Origin of the sequence: Aldersonia kunmingensis (assembly GCF_001646865.1) — a bacterium.
GTDB lineage: Bacteria > Actinomycetota > Actinomycetes > Mycobacteriales > Mycobacteriaceae > Aldersonia > Aldersonia kunmingensis.
Genome location: NZ_LRRB01000285.1, coordinates 1 through 22083, shown reverse-complemented (window position 1 = coordinate 22083; position 22083 = coordinate 1). Strand labels below are relative to the sequence as shown.

Here is a 22083-nt window from a genome sequence, read left to right as displayed (position 1 = left end):
CCCATCCCGGTGCCGATGGCGTACTTCAGCTTCGGCGGATGGAAGGCCTCCCTATTCGGCGACTCGCACACCCACGGCATGGACGGCGTCCAGTTCTTCACCCGCCAAAAGGCCATCACCCAACGCTGGCTGGACCCCAGCCACGGCGGCATCAACCTCGGCTTCCCCGAAAACGCCTGAAACGGAAGGGAAACAATGCCTCTCGTCCACATCCACGTCATCGAATCGCGACGGACGCCGCAGCAGCTGCGGCAGGTCGCCGACACGGTCCAGGACGTCATGCTCGAGCACTTCGCTGCCCCAGAACGTGACCGTTACCAACTCATCACCGAGCACCGGCAGGGACAGATCATCGCCGAGGACACAGGCCTCGGGTACGAACGAACCGACAACATCGTGGTCGTGCAGATCTTCCAGCAAGGTCGCACTGTTCACCACAAGCAGGCCGCGTACAAGGCTCTTGCCGAGCGACTGCAGAGCGAAACAGGGCTTCCGCCATCCGATTTGATCGTATCGGTGGTGGAGAACACGCGCGAGGACTGGTCCTTCGGTCACGGGGTGGCCCAATTCGTCGAAGGGATGCTCTAGGTCCTCGCGATCTTGCCGGGCGCCTTCTCGCGGTTGGTTCGGGGTCGGCGCGGGCGGCACCACTGATCAACCGAATGCGAAGGGTGATCTCGTCGCTTGCGTCTTAGTTGGCAGTCGCTCAAAAAGGCTTCCTTGCTGTCTCAACGCTCATCGGGCTCCTGGGCGTCGGCACTGCCCCGGCTGCGCGCGGTGAACGCCACGCGCGCGTCGACCTAATGCGGAACTGCGCTGACCGGAACGGTGCCGACCCGACCACTGGACTTCTAGTGGTGTGCGCGTGCCGACTGTACTTGCGGAGAACTTCTAGGCAAGGCGAGCTTGCGCATTCTGGTCACTTTCAAAACCCGGTCGGCGGCGCGGGCGTGGCTGATTCGGCGGAAGCAGCCGATGATGCGGACCGTGTTGTAGGGGAGTCGTTCGGGATCGGCTCCGAACGGGCGGCCTCCGGAAATGCGAAGGGTCCCCCCACGCCAATGATGTGTCCTGCGTCGAAGCTGGTCCTCGGGTTAGTGCGCCTTGTCGTTACGTGCTGTCACGCGACTCGACAGCGGATTTGCGCCGCCCGCGGTCGTGCCAGTCTCACGTCTCGCGGTGGTGGTGCCCGCTTCCGGCCGGGTGGTTGGCTGAAATCGTGAGTGAACGGTGTTTCGGTGAGATCGCCCGGCCGCGCGGGTGTGGGGAACTTGATGTCGTTCACCGGGTGGCGCGGAGTGCCACCCGACCAGCGGCCTGCGCGTCGATTTATCGGGCCAATATCGGGCCAACGGGTCGGACGAGCCGGTCCAATTGGTCCGATGGGAGGTGATGCGCCCGGTCTGACCTGGCAGTTCCGAAAGTACTTGGTGTTCTGTCCATTTCACACGCGGAAGGTCGCTGGTTCGATCCCAGTCGGGACCGCCAGTAAATCTGCAGGTCAGATCACGTATCTTGGTTTGTCCGTACCGGAAGGTCGCCGGTCGGTGGATCAGCGCGGAAAGCGCAGTGGATCCGCAAGTCTGGTGTTTTCCCTGTTCAATGCGTGTTTTCACGGTAGCGCGGCGGAACTGTCGAGTTCGAGGGACTTGAGACAAGGTCGAGATCAGCCGCAGCGTCAACGTCGCGGGCGTCGATTCGGTACCAACCGCCGACGACCGTGGCATCGAACTGGCGGTCGAGCATCTCGTCGGCCTCGGACATCGCGCGATCGCCCACCGACCGCAGTCATCGGGCAACGACCGGTGCGCCATCGGGCTGATCGGAGCACTCAAACCGGTAAGGCGACATCTCGGTCGTCGGGTCCGACGACAGCGTCCTCAAATAGCTTGTGGTGGAACAACCTTCGCCCGGGCGGTGGCGGGCCGGCGCGCGGGCACAGTCGAAACGAACTCGTGGATTATGTCCGTCACCGCTGTCGGGTCTTCGACGTGTGGGAAATGTCCGAGACCCGGGAGCACGGCGAGACGACTGCCGGGGATGGCGTCGTGGGCGGCGTATCCGTGGGCGACGGGGATGATCTTGTCGTGGTCGCCCCAGATCAACTGGGTAGGTAGGTCGGACGTGAGGTAGAGGCGCTCGAGTGCGCTGACCGCTTGGCCACGGTAGTCGACCACCGCACGCAGAGTGCGCAGGAATGCGTGCCGGGTATCGCGATCGGCGAGCGAGGAATACGCGGACCACATTTCATCCGCCTGCGCCGACTTGATGCCCACCCGCGCGAACCACGAGCGCATCTTGTTCCCGGCGGTAAGCACCGGTTGCGGGGCCACCAGAGGAAGAAGCATTTCGGCCCCGGGAGCCGACAGCGCCCGCAGCAACCAGTTCACGTCGGGCCCCAGACCACCGCTGCCAATGAGTACAAGGCGGTCGCAGTACTCGGGATGTTGGTAGGCGAACTGCATCGCCACGCCGCCGCCGAGCGATTGCCCGACGACGGTGACGCGGTCGATCCCGAGTTCGTTGAGCAGGTCGCGTAGCCACGCAGCGAACGCGCCGAGTGAATAGTCGCCGCGGGGTTTACCGGACTCGCCATGGCCGGGAAGATCCGGTGCGATAACTCGGTAGTTCTCCGACAATGTCGGCAGGACCGCGCGCCAGGTCGACGAGCTTCCGGCCATGCCGTGGATGAGGAGCAACACTTCGCCTCGACCCGCGTCTCGATAGGCGACACGTTGTCCATGGAGGTCCAGGTGTTTGCACACAGTCATATCGCGGTTCTCCATCAATTTGTCGTGTCCGTCGGGGGCGGCACCGACTTGAGGTCGTCTTCCACGGTAGCGACCGATCGGGTAAAGGGTGGTGTCCAGAGGTCGCATGTCACATCGTGTGCGGAATGTGTCGAATCGATCGAGGCACCGCCACGGATTCCGCTGAGGTCCCTCGCACCGTAAAGGTATCGATAATAAGGAGCACGTTGCCGTCGGGCGAGGTCGGCTATTGTTTACCTGAACAGGCGTAGGCTTAAGGCACGGATCCACGGACGACCAAGGTCGGACCGGAAGAGAAGATTCCTCCTCTCGGCTGTGGCGCCCAGCACGACTACCAGGTACCCACGCGAAGCGAGGCCCATCAACTGGGCACAGCGCGGTGGGCTTGCGTCAGGGCGGGGACTGTTTCCTGACGCCGAGGCCACATTTCACTGCGCCATCATGCACGCTTGGTAACCAGGTGGCTGTTGCTTCGGACGGCTCTCCTTTCATCAGGAGCGCCGTCCGACTTGCGTATGCCGAAAGTCGCGGGGCCGGTAGAGGTCTGGCTTGCCGAACCGCGCACACTCCGAGCTGGGTGATCGTTTCCCTGAGTGGCGACCGCATCGTCGAGCACCTTGATACAGACGCGCGTCGCCGCGCGCACCGACCCGCCACGGTCTAGTAGGCCCGACCCATCGCAAACTCCGGCGCCAGGACCGACACCCACGACAGCGTTCCCGCTTACCGCGCCGACCACGCCGGACTGCGCAGCCGCAGCTGAAGTACGTTGACGCCCTTGTGGATACCTCGAAATAGGGGCGACTTCTCCGAAGTCTCGGCGAAGCGTTTGTCAAGACCTGTCAGCTTGCATTTTGGTGTGTCGGTTGGCGCGGGTGGGGACGCAGCATCAGTACCGTCCGCTGCTGTCGGTCGCCACTAGACTGATTGGCACGTACTGCCGCTCGAGAGGAACGCCATCACACAGTCTGCCGCTCCGCCCGAGATCTACTTCGTTCCCGCGGAGCAGGAGACTAGCGACGAAGTTCAGCATCCCTCGGCTGCCTCGATCGCGCGTTTGCGCGACCGCCCGGACGTCGTTCGCTACCGGGCCCGGTACGCGCTGTCGATCACAACCACCACACCGCTGCAGGCGATGATCGAGGACCTGCTGTTCGTGCGAAATGTTCTCGACACAGCCGGGATCGCCTATCTTCTGGTCAGGGGCAACGACGAGCGTCCGGTCATCGCTGTGGACTGGGCGAATCGCAGGACACTGCGTGAAGCGCTGGTGACCGCCTGCGAACGCGAGCCGTTCTACTCCAAGACGGTGGACGCAAAGAAGGGTAAGGCGCTGCTCGTCGGCGATGGGAAGCTGTCGACCACCTCCCTCGCGCGGATATTTCGGCTGTTCCGCCCACGGGTGCACGTCGGCAGTGGCCTGACCTACGGTGCCGCGACCGGGGTGCAAGTCGAGCTGTGGTCCTTCACGGACACCGACATCGTGTTGCCGGTGGAGAACTCGCTGACCAGGCGATCGGTGCGCAGGGAGGAGGCGATCAGGGGCACCGTCCATCGGTTCGGGCTGAGTTGGCCGACCATCGAGACGATGTTCGCCGACCACGCATCCGACATCGACTTCGACATCGACATGGTGTTCTCGTGGGTCGATGGATCGGATCGGGAGTGGCAACGCGCACGGGCAGCGCGAATGCAGAACTTCGTTACCGGTGAGGGAGACGCTCACGAAGCGCGGTTCCGCCAGGTTGACGAGCTGAGGTATGCGCTGCGCTCTGTGCATCTTTACGCGCCCTGGATTCGCCGAATCTTCGTCGCGACCGACTCGGCCAAGCCCGCGTGGCTTGGCGACGATCCGCGGGTCACCTTCGTCCGTAGTGCGGAGTTCTTCGTGGATCCCTCGGTGCTGCCCACGTACAACTCGCAGGCGGTCGAGTCCCAGCTCCACCACATTCCCGGCCTCGCCGAGCACTTCCTGTATTCGAACGACGACATGTTCTTCGGTCGGCCGGTGGGACCGCAGATGTTCTTCTCACCCGGCGGAATCACGATGTTCATCGAGGCGATGGCGCGAATCGGTTTGGGTAGCAACGATGAAGAGCGCAGCGGGTTCGAGAACGCGGCACGCGTGAACCGTCGACTGCTGCTCCAACGATTCGGGCGAATCACGACTCGTCACCTCGAACACGCCCCCACACCGCTGCGCCGGAGCGTGTTGGGTGAGCTGGAGCGCGAGTTCCCGGAGGAGTTCGCGGCAACGGCGGCAAGCACTTTCAGGGCCAGCGAGAACATCTCCGTGACGAACTCGCTTTATCACTTCTACGCCCTACTGGCCGGACACGCGGTGGTTCAGACGGCGGCACGAGTGAAGTATGTCGACACCACCACGAAGGCCGGACTCGAGGAAATGGATCGGCTGCTGGCGAAGCGGTCGATGGACTTTTTCTGCTTGAACGACGGAAGCTTCCCGGAAATCGATGCCCGGACCCGGGCTTCGGCGCTCACGACGTTTCTCGAGACCTACTTCCCGATCCCAGCACCGTGGGAGAAGCCGGGCCAGGCTTAGAGCCGGCTCGTCCCCGCTCGGTGTCGGCAATGCGCACGCCCGCGGCCGCGAGCCGCCGCGCCGTCTCGGCGGGCGAAACGTACTCGCCGACCGGTTCGTGTGACCCCGTGGGTACCACCGAGTGGACGATGGTGTCGCGGTAGACGTGGACCAGGTTGATCGCTTGGGCTCCGTCGCGTCCCCGGACCGCCCCTGTGGGGACGTTGAGATCCTGCGTGTAGCAGGTCGCCGACGCCACCGAGACGGGGATCCCGACGAAAGTTGCGGTCGTGGAGTAATGCAGGTGGCCCGCCAGGATCGATCGCACGTCGGTGCCGCGCAGCACCTCGGCGAGATCATGTTGATCGCGCAACTCCACCAACACCGCGAGATCCAGGATGCTGGGAACCGGAGGATGGTGCAGCGCGAGAATCGTGCCGTGCGGAGCCGGGATCTCGAGCTCGCCTGCGAGCCAATCGAGCTGAGTTCGCGTGATCTCGCCGTAGTGGTGCCCGGGAACGGTCGAATCGATGGTGATGACCCGAAGTCCGTCCACATCGTGCACCGCATCGACGGGGTGGTCGGAGGGCTGTTGATCGAGGAGCTCGCTGCGGAACCCGGCTCGATTGTCATGGTTTCCCATCGCCCAGATGACCTGTGCCCCGAATGTCGCTGCCACCGGCGTGACGATGGATCGCAGGGCTCTGTACGCATCCGGCTCGCCCTTGTCGGCAAGGTCACCGGTAAAGATCAGCGCATCCGGCCGGACGTGTGACGCGGCGAGCTCGTCGAGCATCCGTCGCAGCCGGGCTGCGCTGTCCACCGCACCGTAGAGATCATTGCCGTGACCGACGAGGTGCGTGTCGCTGATATGCACCAAGAAGTGGTTCGGGCGTGGATACTCAGCCGTCCGAATGGTCATCCGCCTCTCAATTTCTTTGTCCCGAGGGCAGCGCCGGAGCCGCAATGTTGCGCTCCTCCCACAGTAGTCACCGGATGCGACCGGACCGGCGTGAACATCGACACCGCGCCGTACCGCACGCGATTGACCGTCTCTTTGGTGTGACGACCCGTTTGGTCCCATACGAGCGGCCGTTCATTCGAATAGCTCGCCGAGAACGGCGTGGACATGACCGCTGCCGAGGCTCAAGCGGGTAATCGATCATTGGTTGTTGAACGCCGGCTTCGCCAACTTGATCGTTCGGCCGCACCATTGCGGGCCCGGTCGCTCGGCCTTGCTTGAACCGGCCTGCTTACCGGCCGGCCCGGCCCGGCTGGCGATCGACACTGGTGCGCCCCTGCTGCCGGTGCACTGCTGGTTCACCCCCGACGGCTGGGGTTTCCACGTCGGCGCACCGATCGACACCGCCGGTGGTGTGTGCAGCCTACGACTCAAGTCTTGGCCGACCGGTTCGCCGCCGGCATCGCCGCGCACCCGACCGACTGGCACATGCTGCAACCGGTGTGGCCCACCGCCCTTGCCCGTGAGCAGACGCGCAACAAACCACATCACTGATGGGCACGCCGAACCGGAGGTGCCTCCTCCGGCGCACCGAGCGGGCCGCCCCAGGGGGCGTAGGCTCGACAGTATCTGGGGCATCATGCGCGCTGACCAGCAGAGGTTGCGTCGTCACCGGATTCGATGATCCGGCCTTCCGCCAGGCCGTGACGGGAGCATCCGATGACGTCGTCACCGTTGTCCACGCGTTCGGCGCAGACGGGTGCATCTACCCCGACCCCGCGATTGCATCTGCATCCGAACCCGGGCGAGTACATCGACGCCACCTGGTGGCCGGGGACGCGCAACCTCGCCACCGAGCTCCCCGATCTGGTCACAGCACTGCAGCTACGGACAGGGCCGATATCGCGTGTGGTCTACGACCCGACCGCCTGGGTCGACACCGGTCGCCACCTGCTCATGGGTGACCGCGCCATACGACTCGATCCGTACACGTTCGAGTTGTTCGACACCATGTACGCATACGGAACCGGCAGCGTGGTCGTATTGCAGGTCATCCACTCGAGCGTCGACTCGGCACCCGCAGCGACCGGTGAACCCACCCGAGCCACGGCACCGAGAACGACAGGCCCGAACGACGAACCTCGCCCCCTCGCCAACCACGCTGCAATGGGCGCCTCCGGTCAGTGACCCCTGCGCCGACGTACGGCAGGGTCACTATCGGATTGATGACGGCCGCAGCCCCTCATCCGACACTCGCGCCCATGCGCGGCCAATTCGGCTGGTCGACACCGACGGAGGCGGCACCGACCAGGAACTGTGCGACTCTCTCCGCCGCAAGCGGACGTGGTGAAAGATTCCGGGTGTTGTGCTCGCGGGATGCGCTTGCAACCGGATGCTGCCGATGTGCCCCCGGTTACGACACCGGAAGCTGCGTTAGCCCGTGGTGTCATTCGCGCTCCTCGCCGGGTGCGGTTTTGTGTTGGGGTGGGTGGGTATAGGTATGGACATGGCGTTTTTCGATGCTGCGGGTGTCGCGGGAGTGGTTGCGGGGCACGGCATGACAGTGGCGTATAGGCAGAACGGCGAGCCGTACATCGAGTGTGGGTGCCTGGGCGTGTTTCCTGATCCGAGGACGTGGGGCGCTCACATCGCCCGGGCGATCCGGGAGGCGTAACACAACGAACCGGCGGCGCCTTCGGGTGGCGGCGGTTTCGTGTCAACGCGTGTATAGGGACGACCGGGCGGCCCGACGGAGGTTTGGAGCGGTCCGGTTAATGCGTGGCTGTCGTGGTGTCCTCCAGGGCCGTTGCCCATTGCCGGGGAAGGATTGGGACGTGAGTTCGTCCACTGTTCGGTCGGGCGAACGCATTCGGCGCGGAGGCCGCGGCCATGAACCTTCGCTGAGCGTGTCATGCGGATCCCGGGAGGAAGGCTTGAAGCGCCCCGGTCGGCATTGGCCGCGGACTCGGAATATAACCCTTCCCTGGTCGGGCGCGAGTCGATCGCCTGCGGGCCGGAACCGAACAAGCGATGTCGATGGCGCCGGGTTGCAACCGGCCAACCTAAGCTGCAAGCGTGCCACCTCGCCCATCCAGCGCCTCACCGTCGGGTGCTCACGTGACGCCGTCGCCGCGGCGAGGTCGCCCCGCACAGATCAGCCGTGAGCAGATTGTTGCTGCCGCACGGGAGCTCGGGCCGGCCGATCTGACAATGAAGGCCGTCGCCGAGATGCTCGGTGTGACGCGAAAAGCGCTGAACTATTACGTCAACGACCGTGCCGGCCTTGTCGAGTTGGTCGTTCTCGACAGGTTCGAGGCGCAACTCGACAAGGTTCGACTTCCCGTGAGCGGGGATTGGCGTGAGGTCCTTCGCGCGTATGCCGACGCCATTCGCGGCGGGATCATCGAGGTCGGTGAATTGGCCACGCACTACCCGGTCTCGGGTTTGGCCACGCCGGCAACCCTCGGCATTGCCGAGCGGGTACTGCAATCACTGGTTGACGCGGGCTTCGATGTCGATGAGGCCGGAAAGGCGCTCACGCTCGTCAACGATGCGGCCACCGACGCGGGCCGCCAGGTGCTGCTGCTCGACGAACGCCGGGTGCATCCGATGGTGCCCGCGACCCTGGATGCCCTGCAGTCGGCGCCTGCCCCGGACCTTCAGTTGCTTCGGCAACTGACCACCGCCCGAGGCGATGGAGACTACCTCGATGACCAGTTCGTGTTCACCATGTCCGTCCTGATTGCCGGTCTCGTGGCGGTTCTGGATCGCAGAGCACCTGACTGACGCTTGCTCCTGGGTTCTGGTCGATCGGCCCCGCCCCATTGCTTTTTTGCCCATGGGCAATAAATATGGCTGGGGAGTGAACCGATCCGCGAAAGGGGCAGCCGTTGACCAACATCGCATCACTGGTCCCCGCCAATTGGGACGAGATAACTCCGGCATGGATGAGCGCGGCGCTTGCCCGGCATCATCCCGGCGCCGAGGTCGACGACATCACCGTCGAGTTTCGTGACGATGGCACCAACCGCCGGGCGCGCCTGGGGTTGCGGTATTCGTCGGGAACGGGCCCGGCGTCGGTCTTTGTCAAAGGGGCTGACCCCGACCATAAGGAACTGGTGAAGTTGACCAGCGGCCTGTTCCATGAACCGCGTCTGTTTCTGTCGGATGTGGCGCTCCCGCTCGAGCACCCCACCGTCTATGCCGCCGCGATCGACGAGGTCGCCGAAGAGTTCATCCTGGTGATGGAGGATCTGACCGCGCGGGGCGCGGATCCGCGTGACGCGACCCGGCCGCTGACCGTCGAGCAGGCGGCGGAGGGGATCCGGGGTCTGGCGCGGTTGCACGGCCGATTCTGGGGCGAACGATGCATCGCCGAGCCAGGACTGGGCTGGTTGGAGCACTTCCAGCCATGGCCGGGCATGGAAGCCGCGCCGTTGCACATGGCGTACGAGGCGATCGGCGACTCGGCCACACCGACGATCACCGCCCTGACCGGTGAGACATTGTTCAACCGATTGTGGGCCTCCTACATCCGTACGCTCACCCGCGCGCCGCAGACTCTGCTGCACGGTGACCCGCACATCGGCAACACATACCTCACCCCGGCCGGGGATGTGGGCTTTCTGGACTGGCAGGTGGTGCGTCGGGGCAACTGGTCGCTCGATGTGGGCTACTTCCTGCAGGGCGCGCTGACGACCGAGGACCGCCGCGCCAACGAGCGCGCTCTGCTCGGGGAGTACCGCGCAGCGCTGGCGCTGCCGGGCGACGAGCTGCCGTCGGCCGAGGAAGTGTGGCTGCGGTACCGCGCCTCGGTCGCGCACGGTTTGGCGCTGTGGCTGGCGACGGCCAGCGCGGGCGAAGCTTGGCAACGCCCCGATATCGCCGTGGCGCTGGCCAAACGCTATTGCGCGGCGTACGAAGATCTCGACACGGCCGCAGCGCTCGACGAGATCGGAGGCGACTGAACCCGTGGGTATGAGGTGGGTGTTCCTCGCCTGGTCGAAACTTGTTCGTGGAAAACGAGTTTGGCCCACGTAGAGCCAAGTGTGCGTGGGAGCACGGGGATTGGGCGCAGGCCGGTTCGGTGACGACGGCGCGCCGTGAGTTACCTCGACGCCGTGCGCGCGCTGTGGCGCGGTGAGGTGCCACGATCAAGTGATGGCCAGGTACTCGGTCAATCGGGCGGCGGTCATCAGGGCGCACGCCGTGATCGACAGCACGCAGTATGTGCTCGACAGCGACTGAGGCCAGGCGTTGCTTAGCGGATCTTCTCGGGTATCGAGTCCAGTGCGTGTAGTACGTGTACCGCGAGTGTGCCCGCGACGTCGTCATCCAGCACGGAATACGTCAAGATCGTGTCCTGAACGAGTTTCAGGCGCTTTTCGTAAGGCGTGAGCAGTGTTGTTGCGGGAATCATGGTGTTCTTTCCTTGTCTGTCGAGTGCGTTCATTTGACGAACGGCCCGATACCCCAACGCCACGCCGTTTCCAGGCTGCCGCCCCATCGGTGCACCTGCGGGTATCCCGGCGGCCGGTGGTGAAAACGACGCGGTTTCCCGTCTGGACTCGGGGCGGTAGACCCCCAGGTCGCAGTTATGCGGGCCGTTTCGGTCGCTGGCCGGCTTTCTCGAGGGAGCCGGCTTCGACGGGAGCGAATTGCGTTGTGGCCGTGGACTTCGTGGCGCGCGCCGGTGGTCTGGTGCGGGCCAAACCAAGGGTCCGGCCGGTCTCTTCTTGGGCAGCCTTTTTCAGCTCGCCCACCACAGCTTCGATGCCGCGCGGGATTGATGAGACGTCGTCGACGTTGTCGGGGCAGGCGACGGTGCCCACGGTGAAGGTACCGCCGTCGGACACGGCGGTGAAGTTGAGGTTGGCGCCCTCAAATAGCGGGGCGATGGCGTGGATTCCGAGGACATGGGCTCCGGCGCAGTAGATTTCACCGGGGTGGGCCCGGAACGTTCGAGGTGATCATGTGTGCCACGGGTGGATGGAATCGCGAGAGTCTCAGGCCGGTGTACAGTCCCGCCACTAGCCCGATGAGCGCCGGTGGGACCAGGTCGATGACGTCGGCGAGGTTGACGGTCGGCTCTGTCCGCCGTTCCTTCTTGATCCGGGATGTCGCGGCGTGAATGCTGGCTGGGGGTCAAGTGGTCGCAGGTTCAATCCTGTCAGCCCGACAACGACGCGTTTTACCTGGTCAGCACTTATTTTCGAGGATGGACCAGCGGTTTGGCGGAAGTCCAGAGGTTTGGGACGGAGGGGGATAGCAGCCGTGCTGTGGTCGGTGAAACATGTTGCGGTGCAACTGGTCCACAACGAGTCCACAAATGTCAATTTGTGTGACGGTCGGCGCGAACGCCTTCATGCGGTCGACCCGGTTCGAACACCTCGATCGCGCCACCCACCGTGGCGACGTGTCCGGTCTGCAGCGTTGACCGCACATTGGGCGACGGCTCATGCCGAGCTCAGCAGGAGGGAGGGTCGAAGCGTTCGCGGGCGAAGCCGATGATGCAGCACAACCAAACGACAACTGGACGATGCCGTCCGGGGTCGACCTCGCCGAGGTCGAGGCGAAGTCTGGAGCGCCGGTGTCGAGTGCAGTGTGGTAGTCGGCCGACGGAATGAGGCCGCCAACGATCGGTGGCGGCCCCTCCTCGTCGTGTGGACCGGGCCCGGAGGCTCAGCCCTCGAGGTACTCGCAGAAATACGCGGTTGGCACCTCGACCTCGAGGTCGAACCCGCTCGAACCCGGCACCTCGAAGCTGGTGCCGGCGGGGAACTGCTGCCACTCGGCGCTGGGGAGCTTCACGCGGAGTTCCCCAGCGACGACGGTCATGCGTTCCGGAGCGTCCGTGCCGAAGTGGTACTGCCCGATGTCCATGACGCCGACCGAAGCGCGGCCCGCGGAACGCTGGAACGCGACGCTCTGCACGGCGTCGTCGAAGTAGGTGTTGTGCTGGAGACTCATTTGGCAATCATGTCAGAGGACAAACAGGTCTCCGACCTGCGGGCCGACCCCGTTCGGGCTGCTCAGAGGGCGGCCGTCGTCGGAGCCCGAAGTCGCGGGGCTCTGGCCGGCGGCGATCGCGCCCCCGGGAACTTGACCTGCCCGGCAGTCCATCCGTCTCACGGCGCTGGAATCCGGGGCGTGGTGGTGGTTGCCATTTTGGCGTGACGACGACAAGGGGTAGGCGCGGGTTCCTGCTGGGGGCAGATCCGTGCGCTCGCGCGACTTTCGCAAGCGTGCTCGACGCGGGTGATGGCCGCTGCCGAGCGCTACCGGTGACCGGCACGCGGGGAGGTGGATGGGCTCCGTCCGGCTGCTCCGTGTCGTCGTGACCGGGCGGTCGTGCGCCGCAGCCGAAAAGGGAAGTCGTGGACCCGTTGTGGACCACACGTTATGCGCGTGTGTGCACGACCTGCGCGTTCGGGGGGCGGGTGACGCGATGTAGAACGTGCACAACGTGTTTGACGAGGTCGCCCTGGCGCGCTCGACCTGTGGTTCGTTTGCGGGAGGGGTGTTCCGGATCCGATGATTCGGGATGATCTTGGTTTGCACGTGGTCGGATGTGCAGCGGGAGTTGTTGGTTGCGGGGTCGGTGGCCGGTCATCTGGTGAAACGGGGCAGCGTGTACGCGTTTCCGTCCGGGTATCGGCGAGAGTTGTTCCCGGATGCGATGTTTCGCTGCTACCTTCCGTCCGGTCGGGTCGGCCGAGTGTGCCGGTGGATGTGAAACAGGGCGGTCGGCATCTCGAGTTCGCCGCGACCTGATGCACCGGATGCCGCAATCCTGGGGTTGCTGGCATCTTCTGCTGGAGTTTCTGGGCCGGGCATTCAGCGGGCGCAGACCAACCTCGCAAGTTCCGGCTTTCCCTGTGCTTCGCATCCGGCGCGTAGTGTCCAAGGCACGGTGAATGGCCGGCAACCGTGATTCGGACGGAGGCGCGTGCGATGACCAAGGAGCAGGCGGCGAGCGATCGGCTGTTCGATTTCGTCGACGAGGTCCTGCAACGATACTTCGGTCCGGAGTACACCTCCGCTGCGCCGATGGGTAGGGCGGACGTCGAACGATTACTTACCGACGACACCCGAAGGCGGGTGGAGCAGGCCCGTAGCGCCGCGGTCATATGGGGGAGAACCGAGATCACCGGCGAGGTCGTGATCGCTTCGGACCGCTTGGTGATCACATCCCACGGACTGCTGTACGCCGCCGGGATGAGCGCACCGGGTGCGCACCGACCCCTGTACTACCTCGCTACGCCGCCCGCGCTGTTCGACTCGATCGTCGAGCGCATCGATGCCACGTCCCTGCGGCATGGTTCGGTGGCGGCGGTCGACGACCGGTTCGGTCACGAACTCACCTATCCGTGGCCACTGGACACGGCGCTGCGCCAGATGCTTGATGCGCACCAGGCGCTGCACCTGGACCTGTCCGACCACGCCACTGCCCCGCAATCGCCCGATCGGTAGGTGGGGGCTCCGGGGCTTCGTGAGTGCGAGCCCGCCGATACACCGTTGACCGTGTCCTGTGCCGAAGCTCGTCTTCGGTCCAGTTCGTCCATTTCTTCCGCGCTGTCGCGCGATGCGCGAGCGGATTTTGCGGTGCCGGCGATCTCGGGTGCGCGGGTCTCGCGATGGTGATGTCGCGGCCGGCTGGGTGGTTGGCTGAAATCGTGAGTGAACGGTGCTTCGGGGACGATCGCCTGGGCCGCGTAGTTCGGGGCACCCGATGACGTCCGTCGGGTTCCACGCGGTCGCCGCCGACGCAGCCGGTTGGCGCAATCCGTCCGAACTTCGCACACCAGGACTGGATCGTCTCGTAGGTGACCACCACATCGCGGGCGACCAGTAATTCCTCGACGTCGCGCAGGCGCAGCGCGAAACGGTGATACAGCCAAACGCAATGGTTGACGACGTCGATCGGTTCCGGCAGCCGGTGCCTTCAGGGAAGGCATCCACTGCTGAGTTTGTGTCGCGGCGATGACGTCATTCCCGGGCGCCGCTGAGGGCACGCTGCAGTGTGAAGCGTGCGAATTTGGGGGGCTTTTGTGACCGTCGTTACGAAACTGTAAAGTTCCTGGCGTCCGACGATGTTGGTCAGTTGACCAATTCAGCGTTCCTCTCCTGACGAAAGACCGTGATGATTCGACCATCTCTGCGCGGCATTATGGCGTCCACCGGCGCCGTCGCCGTCGTTGCGGGGCTTGCCCTGACCGGCAGCCCTGCCTCCGCCGGCACTGTGAGCTTCACGAACTTCTGTATCGCCACCGCTCCCATCGTGGGCAACCAGGATCAGCCCACGGCGGCGTCGGTCACTGTCGACGCTCCGGCGGCAGTCGACGCCGGCGACACCTTCACCTACCGGATCCAGATGGCGCCGTCCTCCTACCCGGATTCCCAGCAGGGCGCCAGCACGACGAATATGTCGCGACTCAAGTTCGACTTCGAGATCCCGGCGAATACGACCTTCGTAAGCGCCACCCCTGTCGGCGCCGGCATCAATCTGAGCGGCATCGCCCCCAACGTGCTGCGCATCAACGACTCCGGCAACGTCGATGCGGCCGGTACGATCCTGCGCCTGTCCGGAAACAACCAGGTGATCGCGAACAGCCCGACCTCGAGCCTGAATTCCGAGGGCGGCATCGTCGCGCCGAAGCTCAAGAAGAACATCGATGGCAGCAGCAACGCGAACGGTGACAGCTTCTTCCAGCTGCCCGCCGTCGACGTGACGGTCGTGGCCGGATCCGTCGGCACCATCACCCCGAAGGTGCGGATCGGTGGTGACGCTGCCACCACGAACAACGACAAGAACTACTACTCCCTGCTCGCCAAGGCCAGCCTCCTCGGCACCCAGTGGGCACCCACCCGCTGCGTCCCGAAGAACGCAAAGGGCGATGCCACGCTGAACGCCGGCGGCGGGCCCCTGGCCACTGTCACCGTGAACGCCCCCGCCCCCGCCACGACCGGCACCACGCTCACAGCGCCGGCGACGGCCACCGCCGGTACTCCAGTGAACCTGACCGCGACGGTGTCACCGACACCCGTCGGCGGCACCGTGCAGTTCAAGGACGGTGCAACGAATCTCGGCGCGCCCGTCGCCGTCACCGGCGGCACCGCGACGCTGAGCCAGACGTTCGCCACCGCAGGTACGCGTACCGTCACCGCGGTCTACAGCGGGGCTACCGGCTTCTCCGGTTCGACTTCGGCGGCGCAGACCATCGACGTGGAGCCCGCACCGATCGTCGCAGTTCCGACCGCCACGACCGTTACGTTGCCCGCCACCGCGACCACCGGATCGGCGGTCGCACTGTCCGCGACGATCACGCCTTCCGGGGCCGGCGGCACAGTGCAGTTCAGCGACGACAACACCCCCATCGGCGGACCGGTCGAGGTCGTCGGAGGGGTGGCCACTCTGTCTCATGCGTTCACCTCGGCGGGCCACCACAACATTTCCGCGTCCTATTCCGGCGCGACCGGATTCGCTCCCTCGCAGTCGGCCTCGGCCACCCTCACCGTCAACGCCGCGGATCCGGCCGACGCCGCGACCGTCACCACGGTGACCTCGCTGTCGACCGCAACGCTGAACAGCCAGGTCAATCTGTCGGCTACCGTCTCGCCGAGCACCGCCACCGGCACCGTCCAGTTCAAGGACGGCACCACCGCGATCGGCGCTCCCGTCGCGCTCGTGAACGGCGTGGCCGTCCTGCCGCACACGTTCACCACGGAAGGCGATCACTCGATCACCGCCGAATACAGCGGGGCTCCCGGATTCGTCGCCTCGGCCTCGCCGGCGTTCACAGTGACCGTCAGCACCGCCCCGACCACCGGCGGCACCGGTTCGGCCGGCTTGTAACCGCTTGCCCACAACACCACAGATTCAGTAGCTCCCATGTCCCATTTGAAGCCGGTTTGTTTCGAACAAGCGTGCGCTTCTGATCGATGCGTTCCAGATGAGAGGTTCGAGAGAGTGCAGAACAAGAAACTGCGTCGGCTGCTAGCAGGCGCGAGCACGGCGGCGATCGCGGCGGGTTTCGCCGCATCGCTGGGCATGGGGGCGGCGTCGGCCGCGCCCGTGAGCCAGTCCACAGAGTGGGGCCAGTGGACGTTCAACCGAACGATCAGCAACGGCACGCCGGCTCCGGGCGACACGATCACCGTCACCAACAACCTTCGTTTCAACGGCGGCTTGGCGCCGACCATCAGCGAATTCAGGGACTTCCACCCGGCCTGCCTGACCTACGTCGCGGGTTCGTCGCGAGTCGAGGGAAATAACGTCACCACCAACGCCACTGACCCCGCCTTCGTGAAGATGACGGGATCGTGGATCCGTAGCGCCGTCGACCGCAACATCTCGTACACCCTCAACTACACCGTCGGTGCGAACTGTGGTCGTGACATCGCCCTGACCACGGGTACCGGCGTCTCCGCAAACCAGGGCCTCGGCAGCGAAAACCAGACTGCGGGTCCGTCGCTCACGGTTCCGAAGTCCGCCTCAACCGCCAGTGTCGCGGTGTCCCCGGCCCCTAAGGCCGGTGTCGCCTCGACCCTGACGGCCACCGTGCCGGCCGGCGCCACCGGCACCGTCGAGTTCGCCGACAACGGCACCGTCCTGGGCACCGGCACCGTCAGCAACGGCACCGCCACCTACTCGTGGACCCCCGCCGCTGCTGCCTCGTACTCGATCACCGCCAAGTACCTCGGCGACGCCGCCTACCTACAGTCCACCTCGGCTCCGCAGACCGGCACCGTCTCTGCGGCCGATGTCGTGACGAGCACCACGCTCACGGTCCCGGCAACCGCGAACAACAGTGTGCCGGTGGACCTGGTGGCCACGGTCAGCCCCGCCCCGAGCGGTGGCACCGTGCAGTTCAAGGACGGCAATACCAACATCGGTGCCCCGGTCGCGGTGACCGGCGGCACGGCGACCCTGTCGCAGGCATTCAGCAGCGACGGCGCGCATGAGGTGACCGCGGTCTACAGCGGTACCGGCGGATTCGCCGGCTCCACCTCCGCCGCGAGTACGGTCACGGTCACCTCCGCCACCACGACCACGGTCACGGCGCCGAACCACGCGAAGACTGGGGTCGCGGTGAACATCGCGGCCACCGTCAACCCGGCACCGGCCAGCGGCACGGTGCAGTTCTTTGATGGCGGCACACCGATCGGTGCACCGGTCACCGTCGCCGGTTCGGTGGCCGTGCTGGCCCACACCTTCGACACCGCAGGTATCCACGCGATCACCGCGAGCTTCAGTGGTGCGCCCGGATTCGCCGCCTCGGCTGCACCGGCAACAAGTGTCGAGGTGTCCAATCCGGCACCAAATGAGGTAGCCACCACCACCGTGCTGACCGCACCGGCGACCGCGTCCACGGACCAGTCCGTGACGTTGTCCGCCAACGTGGATCCCGCACAAGCCGGCGGTACTGTTCAGTTCTTCGACGGTACGACCGCCATCGGTGGCGCGGTGCCGGTGACCGCGGGGGGTGCGACCCTCGCGTATACGTTCACCGCAGCGGGCGCACACGGTGTCACCGCGGTGTACAGCGGCGCCCCTGGATTCCTCGGCTCGTCCTCGGACGCTCGCGTGATCAACGTGTCGGATTCGGAGGGCCCGGGCACCGGGGGGACACCGTCCTTCGGTTCTTCTAACTGACCGGCCCGGTCTCGAGAAATAGCTAGTCCCGGCAGCGGGTGCCTTCATTCGAAGGCACCCGCTGCTGCGTTCTCTCCCGCCACAGGCGGCAACAGTGGGTTCGGCTCGTGGCCGCTCGGCCTCGTCGCGCCATCGAATCAGCGGTTTCCTGTCTCACCATGCGCCGCGTTCGTTACAGATTCGCGCGCTCGCGGTCACCTACACTCGAACCACGCTCGCTCGCATTCAAGAGGGTGGCAGGGCATCGTCAAGTTATTTGAGAATCTGTGTGGTGCAGTCGATGTGAACGGATAGTGGCGGAAGGTATTGGCTGACTATGTTGTTCATGCCGCGTCTTCGTCGTCCGGCGTCTCGCGGTTGTGGTGTATTCGCCCGACTGCGTGGTGGCTGAAACCGTGAGTGAGGGTGTGTCGAGGGCGATCTCCGAGTGTGGTTCTGTCCCTATGGATTGTGACGGGGGACAGTGCCGCTGCGGACAACTGGTCGCAGGCGCAGCTGCGGCACAGCCATCGGGTTGTCGCACGCAAGTCAGTAGCGACGGAGCCGCGGAATCTTGGGGACCATTTGTGGACCGCAGTGTCTGTTCCGGTCGAAAAGTGAGAGTTGTGCGGTCACGACGGCTGCGAATCCTCACCAGATTTCTTGGCAGCGGTCTGTGCGCACGCGACCGCCTGACGGACGGTCCGATGGATGGCGTCGGCACCGAACTGGTCCAGCGCGCTGGTCCTGCGCATCAGTTCGAGGTGGTTCTTCCCGACGTTCACCAGGAACACCCGAATGTTGCGGCCCCGAAGGTCGCCGGCGAGTTGCAATAGGGCTGCCATGCCGTCCACGTCCATCGTGACGACTGCCGTGAAGTCGACCACCACCGAATGTGGTTGCGTCGCTTTCACCAGTCGCGACACCGAACTACGGAAGCTGTCGGCGTCGGCAAAGAACAGCGGCCCGCAGATTGCCACGACCAGGATGCCCGGGACCAGTTCAGCCTCGGGATAGTGGTCAACGCGGACGTAGGCATTGTCTGCCCGGGCAAATGCCATCTGACGCGTCGGAGTCCTCGATGAGGAGACGATGAGCAGCAGTAGCGCGAGCGTGACGCCGGCGACCACACCCGCGAGCACACCGATGAAGAACACGGCGAGAGCGGTCGCCACGAACGCGGCGAAGTCCCGGTCGCTCAATCGGTAGAAGCGGAACTCCCTGAATTTGATCAGACTGATGCCTGCGTCGATCACGACCGCACCGAGGACTGCCTGTGGGAGCGTGGTGAAGAAGCCGGTGAGCAGAAGGATGGTTAGCAGGAGCAACCCGGCAGTGATGAGTGAGGCAAGTTGGGTCTTCTGACCTGCGGTGTCGGCGACGGTCGTCTTGGAGAGACTGCCTCCTACGGCGTATCCGCCGAGCAGTCCGGAGCCGACGTTCGCCATTCCCTGTCCGACCATTTCCTGGCTCGCGTCGATTTCATAGTCGTATTTCTTGCCTTCTTCCTTCGCGGCCGCCAGCGACTCGCTGTATCCGATGAAGATGATCGCCAGTGAGCCCAGGACGACTTCCGACAAAGGCACTGGCGGCAGGTCCGGCCCGAGGAATGTCGGGAGGCCGTCGGGGATCTCGCCGACGATCGCAACCCCGTGGTTCTCGAAGTTCAGCAAGTCCGACAACACGATCCCGACGATCACAATGACGATGGTGCGCGGCAACCTCGGTAGGAAGCGGCGGAAGGCGAGAAGCAGGAGGATGCTCACCGCCCCCACGGCGAGGGTCGGCATGCTCGTATCGCCGATGTCGGTGACCACTCCCACGAGGACGTCGAAGTAGCTCCCGTCCGCCTTCGAAATGCCGAGGATCTTCGGCATTTGATCGACGATGAGTCCGAAGCCGAACCCGAATACGAAGCCCCCCAGTACCGCGCCCGAGAGAAAATGGGAGATCCAGCCCATTTTGAGCACGCCGAGCACAACGTAGATCACCCCTGCCGACACCCCGAGCGTGGCGGTGTATGCGATCCATTCGCTCGATCCCGCCGACGCCCACAGGGTGACAACGGATGCGGAGACCGCGGCGATCGCAGCACTCGGACCCGTGACGACCTGCCCGGATGTTCCGAATAGTGCGTAGCCGATGAGAGATCCGAGCGCCGCGTACAGCCCGTATTGCGCCGGTACGCCGGCGATCGATGAGTAGGCGATGCCTTGCGGGACGAGCAATGCCCACACCGACAAGGCGGCGATGATGTCGAACCGCAGCCACCTCAACTTGTAGTGGGGAAGCCACTCGGCAATCGTGAAGGTCTTCTTCACTGCTGCGATGCTCGACTTCGAGTTCATGGTTGCCTCGGCTCGGCTCCATCTGCTCAGGTCGAAAGCGATCAGGCGTCGGGGACCGTGTTTGCTCGTGAACGCCTCGGCGATCGGTCAGCCGAGATCGAACACCCAATTGCTGATTCCGGGGTTGCTTGCTCGAAGAAGGGGTGGTGCGGTGCCCGAACGGCGTTGTCGATTCTCAGCCGCACCGCTGGATGGATCGGCAGAGCCGCGATTTCGGTGGTCGCGAACCAGGCTGCGGCGTTGGTCTCGATGCCGTCCGGCCGCGGTGGGCTTTCGTCGGCAGACGACTTGGGTGCAGCGTGAAAGCAGATGGCAAGTTGCTGGTGAGTGATGCCGCCCGGGTCGACCAGGACGTGGGTTGGATCGCTGTAGACGCCGGCGATTCCGGTGACCTCGATTGTGATGCCGGACTCCTCGGCGACTTCACGCACAACCGCATCGACGGCGGATTCACCAACCTCGATTCGGCCCCCGGGTAGCTCCCAGTTCCCGTCGTCGATCCGACGGACCAGCAACAGCTTTCCGGCACTGTCGCGGACCGCGGCGAAGGCCGCCGGCAGAACGTCCTGCGCCCTGGGCGTGTTGTCTTCGCGATAGTGCTCGCGGATCCGGACCATGGACATGCTCATTTCGACCGGTGTCGTCCCGACCGCCACCACTGCACATGCGGTCCACTAGCAACGTTGGCTCACCGAAAAACGCAGAGGCCAACAATACCGCGATATCCAAAGCCGCAACCAGGATCGATAGCGGATATCCGGTAGGAATATGACGTTCGCGATGACGCCGGATTCCGCACACCAATCCCCACGATCCATAGCCCTGCTGCAGAAGTTCTGGGCCCGGCGGGCGTAGTCCTGCAGCGGTGGGGCTCGATGGCGACCGTCTCGCCGTCGTGGGTCTTCGTGGGTCTTCGTGGTTGGCCGACTTTGGCGGTGAGCGTTGTGTCGAGGGCGATCGCCCGGCCAGTTTTGTCTCCCCACATCGTGCGCGAGGCGCGCCGACGGGCGTACCGAGGGTGATCGCCGAGATTCGTGCTGTCCCCGTGGATTATGGCGGGGAAATGGAGCGCATCGTGCTTGACGTGGGATACGTTGCGCCTCAACCGTACTGGGGATCAAGTGGTCGATCGGGCTCCGAATTTATCCGCGTCGGTAATTTTCCAGGTAGCGGTCCTTCTCAGCGGTGCTGTCCTCGGGCAGGAGTGGGCTCTGATGTAGTCGCCGGGCCATCACGGTGTATATCGTCGTGGCGCCGAGAATGGTTGCGGCCAGTGCGATCGCGGAAGCGGTGGCCGCCCCGGTATTACTCTCGGCGAGGTTGGTCACCGTCAACCCAAGGGCTGGGATGATCAGCAACACGAGCGTGAACGCGACCCAGCCCATCGGGTGCCGTGTCGCGTGGTCGGCTTCATGACCTGGGGTGGAGAGGGTGGCCATCGTAATTCTCCTTGTGGCGCCGGTGGTCTGACGGCTTTCAGCATTCGCCCTCAGGCCTGGCATGGGCGAGGGACTTTCGGCCCGTGACCGAGGGTCATCGGTCAGATTGTGGTCAATGTCGTGTCACCGGTCCCCCGCACCGTGTGGGATCGAGATGTGAGGACGCGCAGCCGAACTTGAATGAGCTACAGCGAGTCCCGTGCGCGGTATGCCGAGGTGCTGGTCTCGGTGGTTAATGACCGGGAGGAAATCGTGATCACCCGCTCGGGGCATGAGCCGGTGGTGATGGTCTCGTTGGCAGATTTCGAATCCCTGCGCGGGACGGCGGACCTGATCCGTTCGCGGCGTCTGCTCGAGGACAGCCAGGGGACAATGTTGTTAGCCATT

Annotated in this window: 18 protein-coding genes and 3 pseudogenes; 11 read left to right on the top strand and 10 right to left on the bottom strand. The window is 64.7% G+C overall.

Annotated elements, in window-relative coordinates:
• Together A8G08_RS26890 and A8G08_RS22835 are read left to right on the top strand one after the other, a co-directional pair.
• Nucleotides 1-180 (top strand): annotated as a pseudogene (locus A8G08_RS26890) (methylmalonate-semialdehyde dehydrogenase (CoA acylating)); the annotation flags it as partial.
• Between the two features lie 15 nt (nucleotides 181-195).
• Entirely contained in the window at nucleotides 196-588 is a 393-nt protein-coding gene (locus tag A8G08_RS22835; protein WP_068279211.1) for a tautomerase family protein, read from the top strand.
• A 1011-nt stretch (nucleotides 589-1599) separates the two neighbouring features.
• On the opposite strand, the gene A8G08_RS22830 is transcribed toward A8G08_RS22835, so the two are convergent.
• Together A8G08_RS22830 and A8G08_RS22825 are read right to left on the bottom strand one after the other, a co-directional pair.
• Complete coding sequence (locus A8G08_RS22830) at nucleotides 1600-1764, bottom strand: hypothetical protein (RefSeq protein WP_157108749.1); 165 nt, start codon at nucleotides 1762-1764, stop codon at nucleotides 1600-1602.
• A 116-nt stretch (nucleotides 1765-1880) separates the two neighbouring features.
• Nucleotides 1881-2771 (bottom strand): alpha/beta fold hydrolase, encoded by an 891-nt coding sequence (locus tag A8G08_RS22825; RefSeq protein ID WP_068279219.1) that lies wholly within the window; start codon nucleotides 2769-2771, stop codon nucleotides 1881-1883.
• Between the two features lie 1057 nt (nucleotides 2772-3828).
• Here A8G08_RS22825 and A8G08_RS22820 point away from each other — a divergent pair.
• Nucleotides 3829-5334 carry a stealth family protein gene (locus tag A8G08_RS22820; RefSeq protein ID WP_068279204.1) on the top strand — a complete coding sequence of 502 codons (1506 nt, stop codon included), beginning with the start codon at nucleotides 3829-3831 and terminating at the stop codon, nucleotides 5332-5334.
• Here the strand turns inward: A8G08_RS22820 and A8G08_RS22815 are convergent.
• Complete coding sequence (locus A8G08_RS22815; protein ID WP_068279201.1) at nucleotides 5270-6235, bottom strand: phosphodiesterase; 966 nt, start codon at nucleotides 6233-6235, stop codon at nucleotides 5270-5272. The two genes, A8G08_RS22820 and A8G08_RS22815, sit on opposite strands and share 65 nt — an antisense overlap.
• Before the next feature lie 319 nt (nucleotides 6236-6554).
• Between A8G08_RS22815 and A8G08_RS26885 the strand changes: the two are divergent.
• From A8G08_RS26885 to A8G08_RS22790, 4 genes and pseudogenes are all read left to right on the top strand, one after another.
• Nucleotides 6555-6829 (top strand): annotated as a pseudogene (locus A8G08_RS26885) (LpxL/LpxP family acyltransferase); the annotation flags it as partial.
• Between the two features lie 165 nt (nucleotides 6830-6994).
• Nucleotides 6995-7462, top strand: a complete 468-nt coding sequence (locus A8G08_RS22805) for a DUF5994 family protein (protein WP_157108748.1) — start codon at nucleotides 6995-6997, stop codon at nucleotides 7460-7462.
• 930 nt (nucleotides 7463-8392) lie between these two features.
• A complete protein-coding gene (locus A8G08_RS22795; RefSeq protein WP_068279189.1) occupies nucleotides 8393-9061 on the top strand; it encodes a TetR/AcrR family transcriptional regulator in 669 nt (222 codons plus the stop codon).
• A gap of 161 nt (nucleotides 9062-9222) precedes the next feature.
• On the top strand, nucleotides 9223-10242 hold the full coding sequence (locus A8G08_RS22790; RefSeq protein ID WP_068279216.1) for a phosphotransferase: 1020 nt from the start codon (nucleotides 9223-9225) through the stop codon (nucleotides 10240-10242).
• 293 nt (nucleotides 10243-10535) lie between these two features.
• On the opposite strand, the gene A8G08_RS27665 is transcribed toward A8G08_RS22790, so the two are convergent.
• From A8G08_RS27665 to ppnP, 3 genes are all read right to left on the bottom strand, one after another.
• The gene (locus tag A8G08_RS27665) at nucleotides 10536-10694 is read right to left on the bottom strand and encodes a DUF6307 family protein (protein ID WP_169823360.1); all 159 of its coding nucleotides are present in this window, start codon (nucleotides 10692-10694) and stop codon (nucleotides 10536-10538) included.
• 175 nt (nucleotides 10695-10869) lie between these two features.
• The gene (locus A8G08_RS28135; RefSeq protein ID WP_245672960.1) at nucleotides 10870-11172 is read right to left on the bottom strand and encodes a hypothetical protein; all 303 of its coding nucleotides are present in this window, start codon (nucleotides 11170-11172) and stop codon (nucleotides 10870-10872) included.
• Between the two features lie 784 nt (nucleotides 11173-11956).
• Nucleotides 11957-12244 carry a pyrimidine/purine nucleoside phosphorylase gene (ppnP, locus tag A8G08_RS22775; RefSeq protein WP_068279180.1) on the bottom strand — a complete coding sequence of 96 codons (288 nt, stop codon included), beginning with the start codon at nucleotides 12242-12244 and terminating at the stop codon, nucleotides 11957-11959.
• 984 nt (nucleotides 12245-13228) lie between these two features.
• On the opposite strand from ppnP, the gene A8G08_RS22765 reads away from it, so the two are divergent.
• Nucleotides 13229-13747: a hypothetical protein gene (locus tag A8G08_RS22765; protein ID WP_068279176.1), complete on the top strand. Its 519-nt coding sequence runs from the start codon at nucleotides 13229-13231 to the stop codon at nucleotides 13745-13747.
• Nucleotides 13748-14025: 278 nt separating this feature from the next.
• On the opposite strand, the pseudogene A8G08_RS28535 reads toward A8G08_RS22765, so the two are convergent.
• Nucleotides 14026-14210: pseudogene (locus A8G08_RS28535) on the bottom strand (IS6 family transposase); the annotation flags it as partial.
• 207 nt (nucleotides 14211-14417) lie between these two features.
• Here A8G08_RS28535 and A8G08_RS22760 point away from each other — a divergent pair.
• Together A8G08_RS22760 and A8G08_RS22755 are read left to right on the top strand one after the other, a co-directional pair.
• Nucleotides 14418-16130 (top strand): Ig-like domain-containing protein, encoded by a 1713-nt coding sequence (locus A8G08_RS22760; protein WP_068279173.1) that lies wholly within the window; start codon nucleotides 14418-14420, stop codon nucleotides 16128-16130.
• A 114-nt stretch (nucleotides 16131-16244) separates the two neighbouring features.
• Nucleotides 16245-17930 (top strand): Ig-like domain-containing protein, encoded by a 1686-nt coding sequence (locus tag A8G08_RS22755; RefSeq protein ID WP_068279170.1) that lies wholly within the window; start codon nucleotides 16245-16247, stop codon nucleotides 17928-17930.
• 611 nt (nucleotides 17931-18541) lie between these two features.
• On the opposite strand, the gene A8G08_RS22750 is transcribed toward A8G08_RS22755, so the two are convergent.
• From A8G08_RS22750 to A8G08_RS22740, 3 genes are all read right to left on the bottom strand, one after another.
• The gene (locus tag A8G08_RS22750) at nucleotides 18542-20257 is read right to left on the bottom strand and encodes a SulP family inorganic anion transporter (RefSeq protein ID WP_068279166.1); all 1716 of its coding nucleotides are present in this window, start codon (nucleotides 20255-20257) and stop codon (nucleotides 18542-18544) included.
• A gap of 41 nt (nucleotides 20258-20298) precedes the next feature.
• Nucleotides 20299-20886, bottom strand: a complete 588-nt coding sequence (locus tag A8G08_RS22745) for an NUDIX hydrolase (protein WP_157108747.1) — start codon at nucleotides 20884-20886, stop codon at nucleotides 20299-20301.
• Between the two features lie 513 nt (nucleotides 20887-21399).
• On the bottom strand, nucleotides 21400-21696 hold the full coding sequence (locus A8G08_RS22740; RefSeq protein ID WP_068279213.1) for a hypothetical protein: 297 nt from the start codon (nucleotides 21694-21696) through the stop codon (nucleotides 21400-21402).
• Between the two features lie 180 nt (nucleotides 21697-21876).
• Between A8G08_RS22740 and A8G08_RS22735 the strand changes: the two genes are divergently transcribed.
• Nucleotides 21877-22083, top strand: a 207-nt coding sequence (locus tag A8G08_RS22735; RefSeq protein ID WP_068279161.1) for a type II toxin-antitoxin system Phd/YefM family antitoxin, incomplete at its 3' end; no start/stop codon positions are given.

Excerpts from the sequence above, each read along its gene's own strand:
- A8G08_RS22835 (WP_068279211.1), top strand. The coding sequence starts at position 196 with ATGCCTCTCGTCCACATCCACGTCATCGAATCGCGACGGACGCCGCAG.
- A8G08_RS22830 (WP_157108749.1), bottom strand. The coding sequence starts at position 1,764 with ATGTCCGAGGCCGACGAGATGCTCGACCGCCAGTTCGATGCCACGGTC.
- A8G08_RS22825 (WP_068279219.1), bottom strand. The coding sequence starts at position 2,771 with ATGACTGTGTGCAAACACCTGGACCTCCATGGACAACGTGTCGCCTAT.
- A8G08_RS22815 (WP_068279201.1), bottom strand. The coding sequence starts at position 6,235 with ATGACCATTCGGACGGCTGAGTATCCACGCCCGAACCACTTCTTGGTG.
- A8G08_RS22805 (WP_157108748.1), top strand. The coding sequence starts at position 6,995 with ATGACGTCGTCACCGTTGTCCACGCGTTCGGCGCAGACGGGTGCATCT.
- A8G08_RS22790 (WP_068279216.1), top strand. The coding sequence starts at position 9,223 with ATGAGCGCGGCGCTTGCCCGGCATCATCCCGGCGCCGAGGTCGACGAC.
- A8G08_RS27665 (WP_169823360.1), bottom strand. The coding sequence starts at position 10,694 with ATGATTCCCGCAACAACACTGCTCACGCCTTACGAAAAGCGCCTGAAA.
- ppnP (WP_068279180.1), bottom strand. The coding sequence starts at position 12,244 with ATGAGTCTCCAGCACAACACCTACTTCGACGACGCCGTGCAGAGCGTC.
- A8G08_RS22765 (WP_068279176.1), top strand. The coding sequence starts at position 13,229 with ATGACCAAGGAGCAGGCGGCGAGCGATCGGCTGTTCGATTTCGTCGAC.
- A8G08_RS22760 (WP_068279173.1), top strand. The coding sequence starts at position 14,418 with ATGATTCGACCATCTCTGCGCGGCATTATGGCGTCCACCGGCGCCGTC.
- A8G08_RS22750 (WP_068279166.1), bottom strand. The coding sequence starts at position 20,257 with ATGAACTCGAAGTCGAGCATCGCAGCAGTGAAGAAGACCTTCACGATT.
- A8G08_RS22745 (WP_157108747.1), bottom strand. The coding sequence starts at position 20,886 with ATGAGCATGTCCATGGTCCGGATCCGCGAGCACTATCGCGAAGACAAC.
- A8G08_RS22740 (WP_068279213.1), bottom strand. The coding sequence starts at position 21,696 with ATGGCCACCCTCTCCACCCCAGGTCATGAAGCCGACCACGCGACACGG.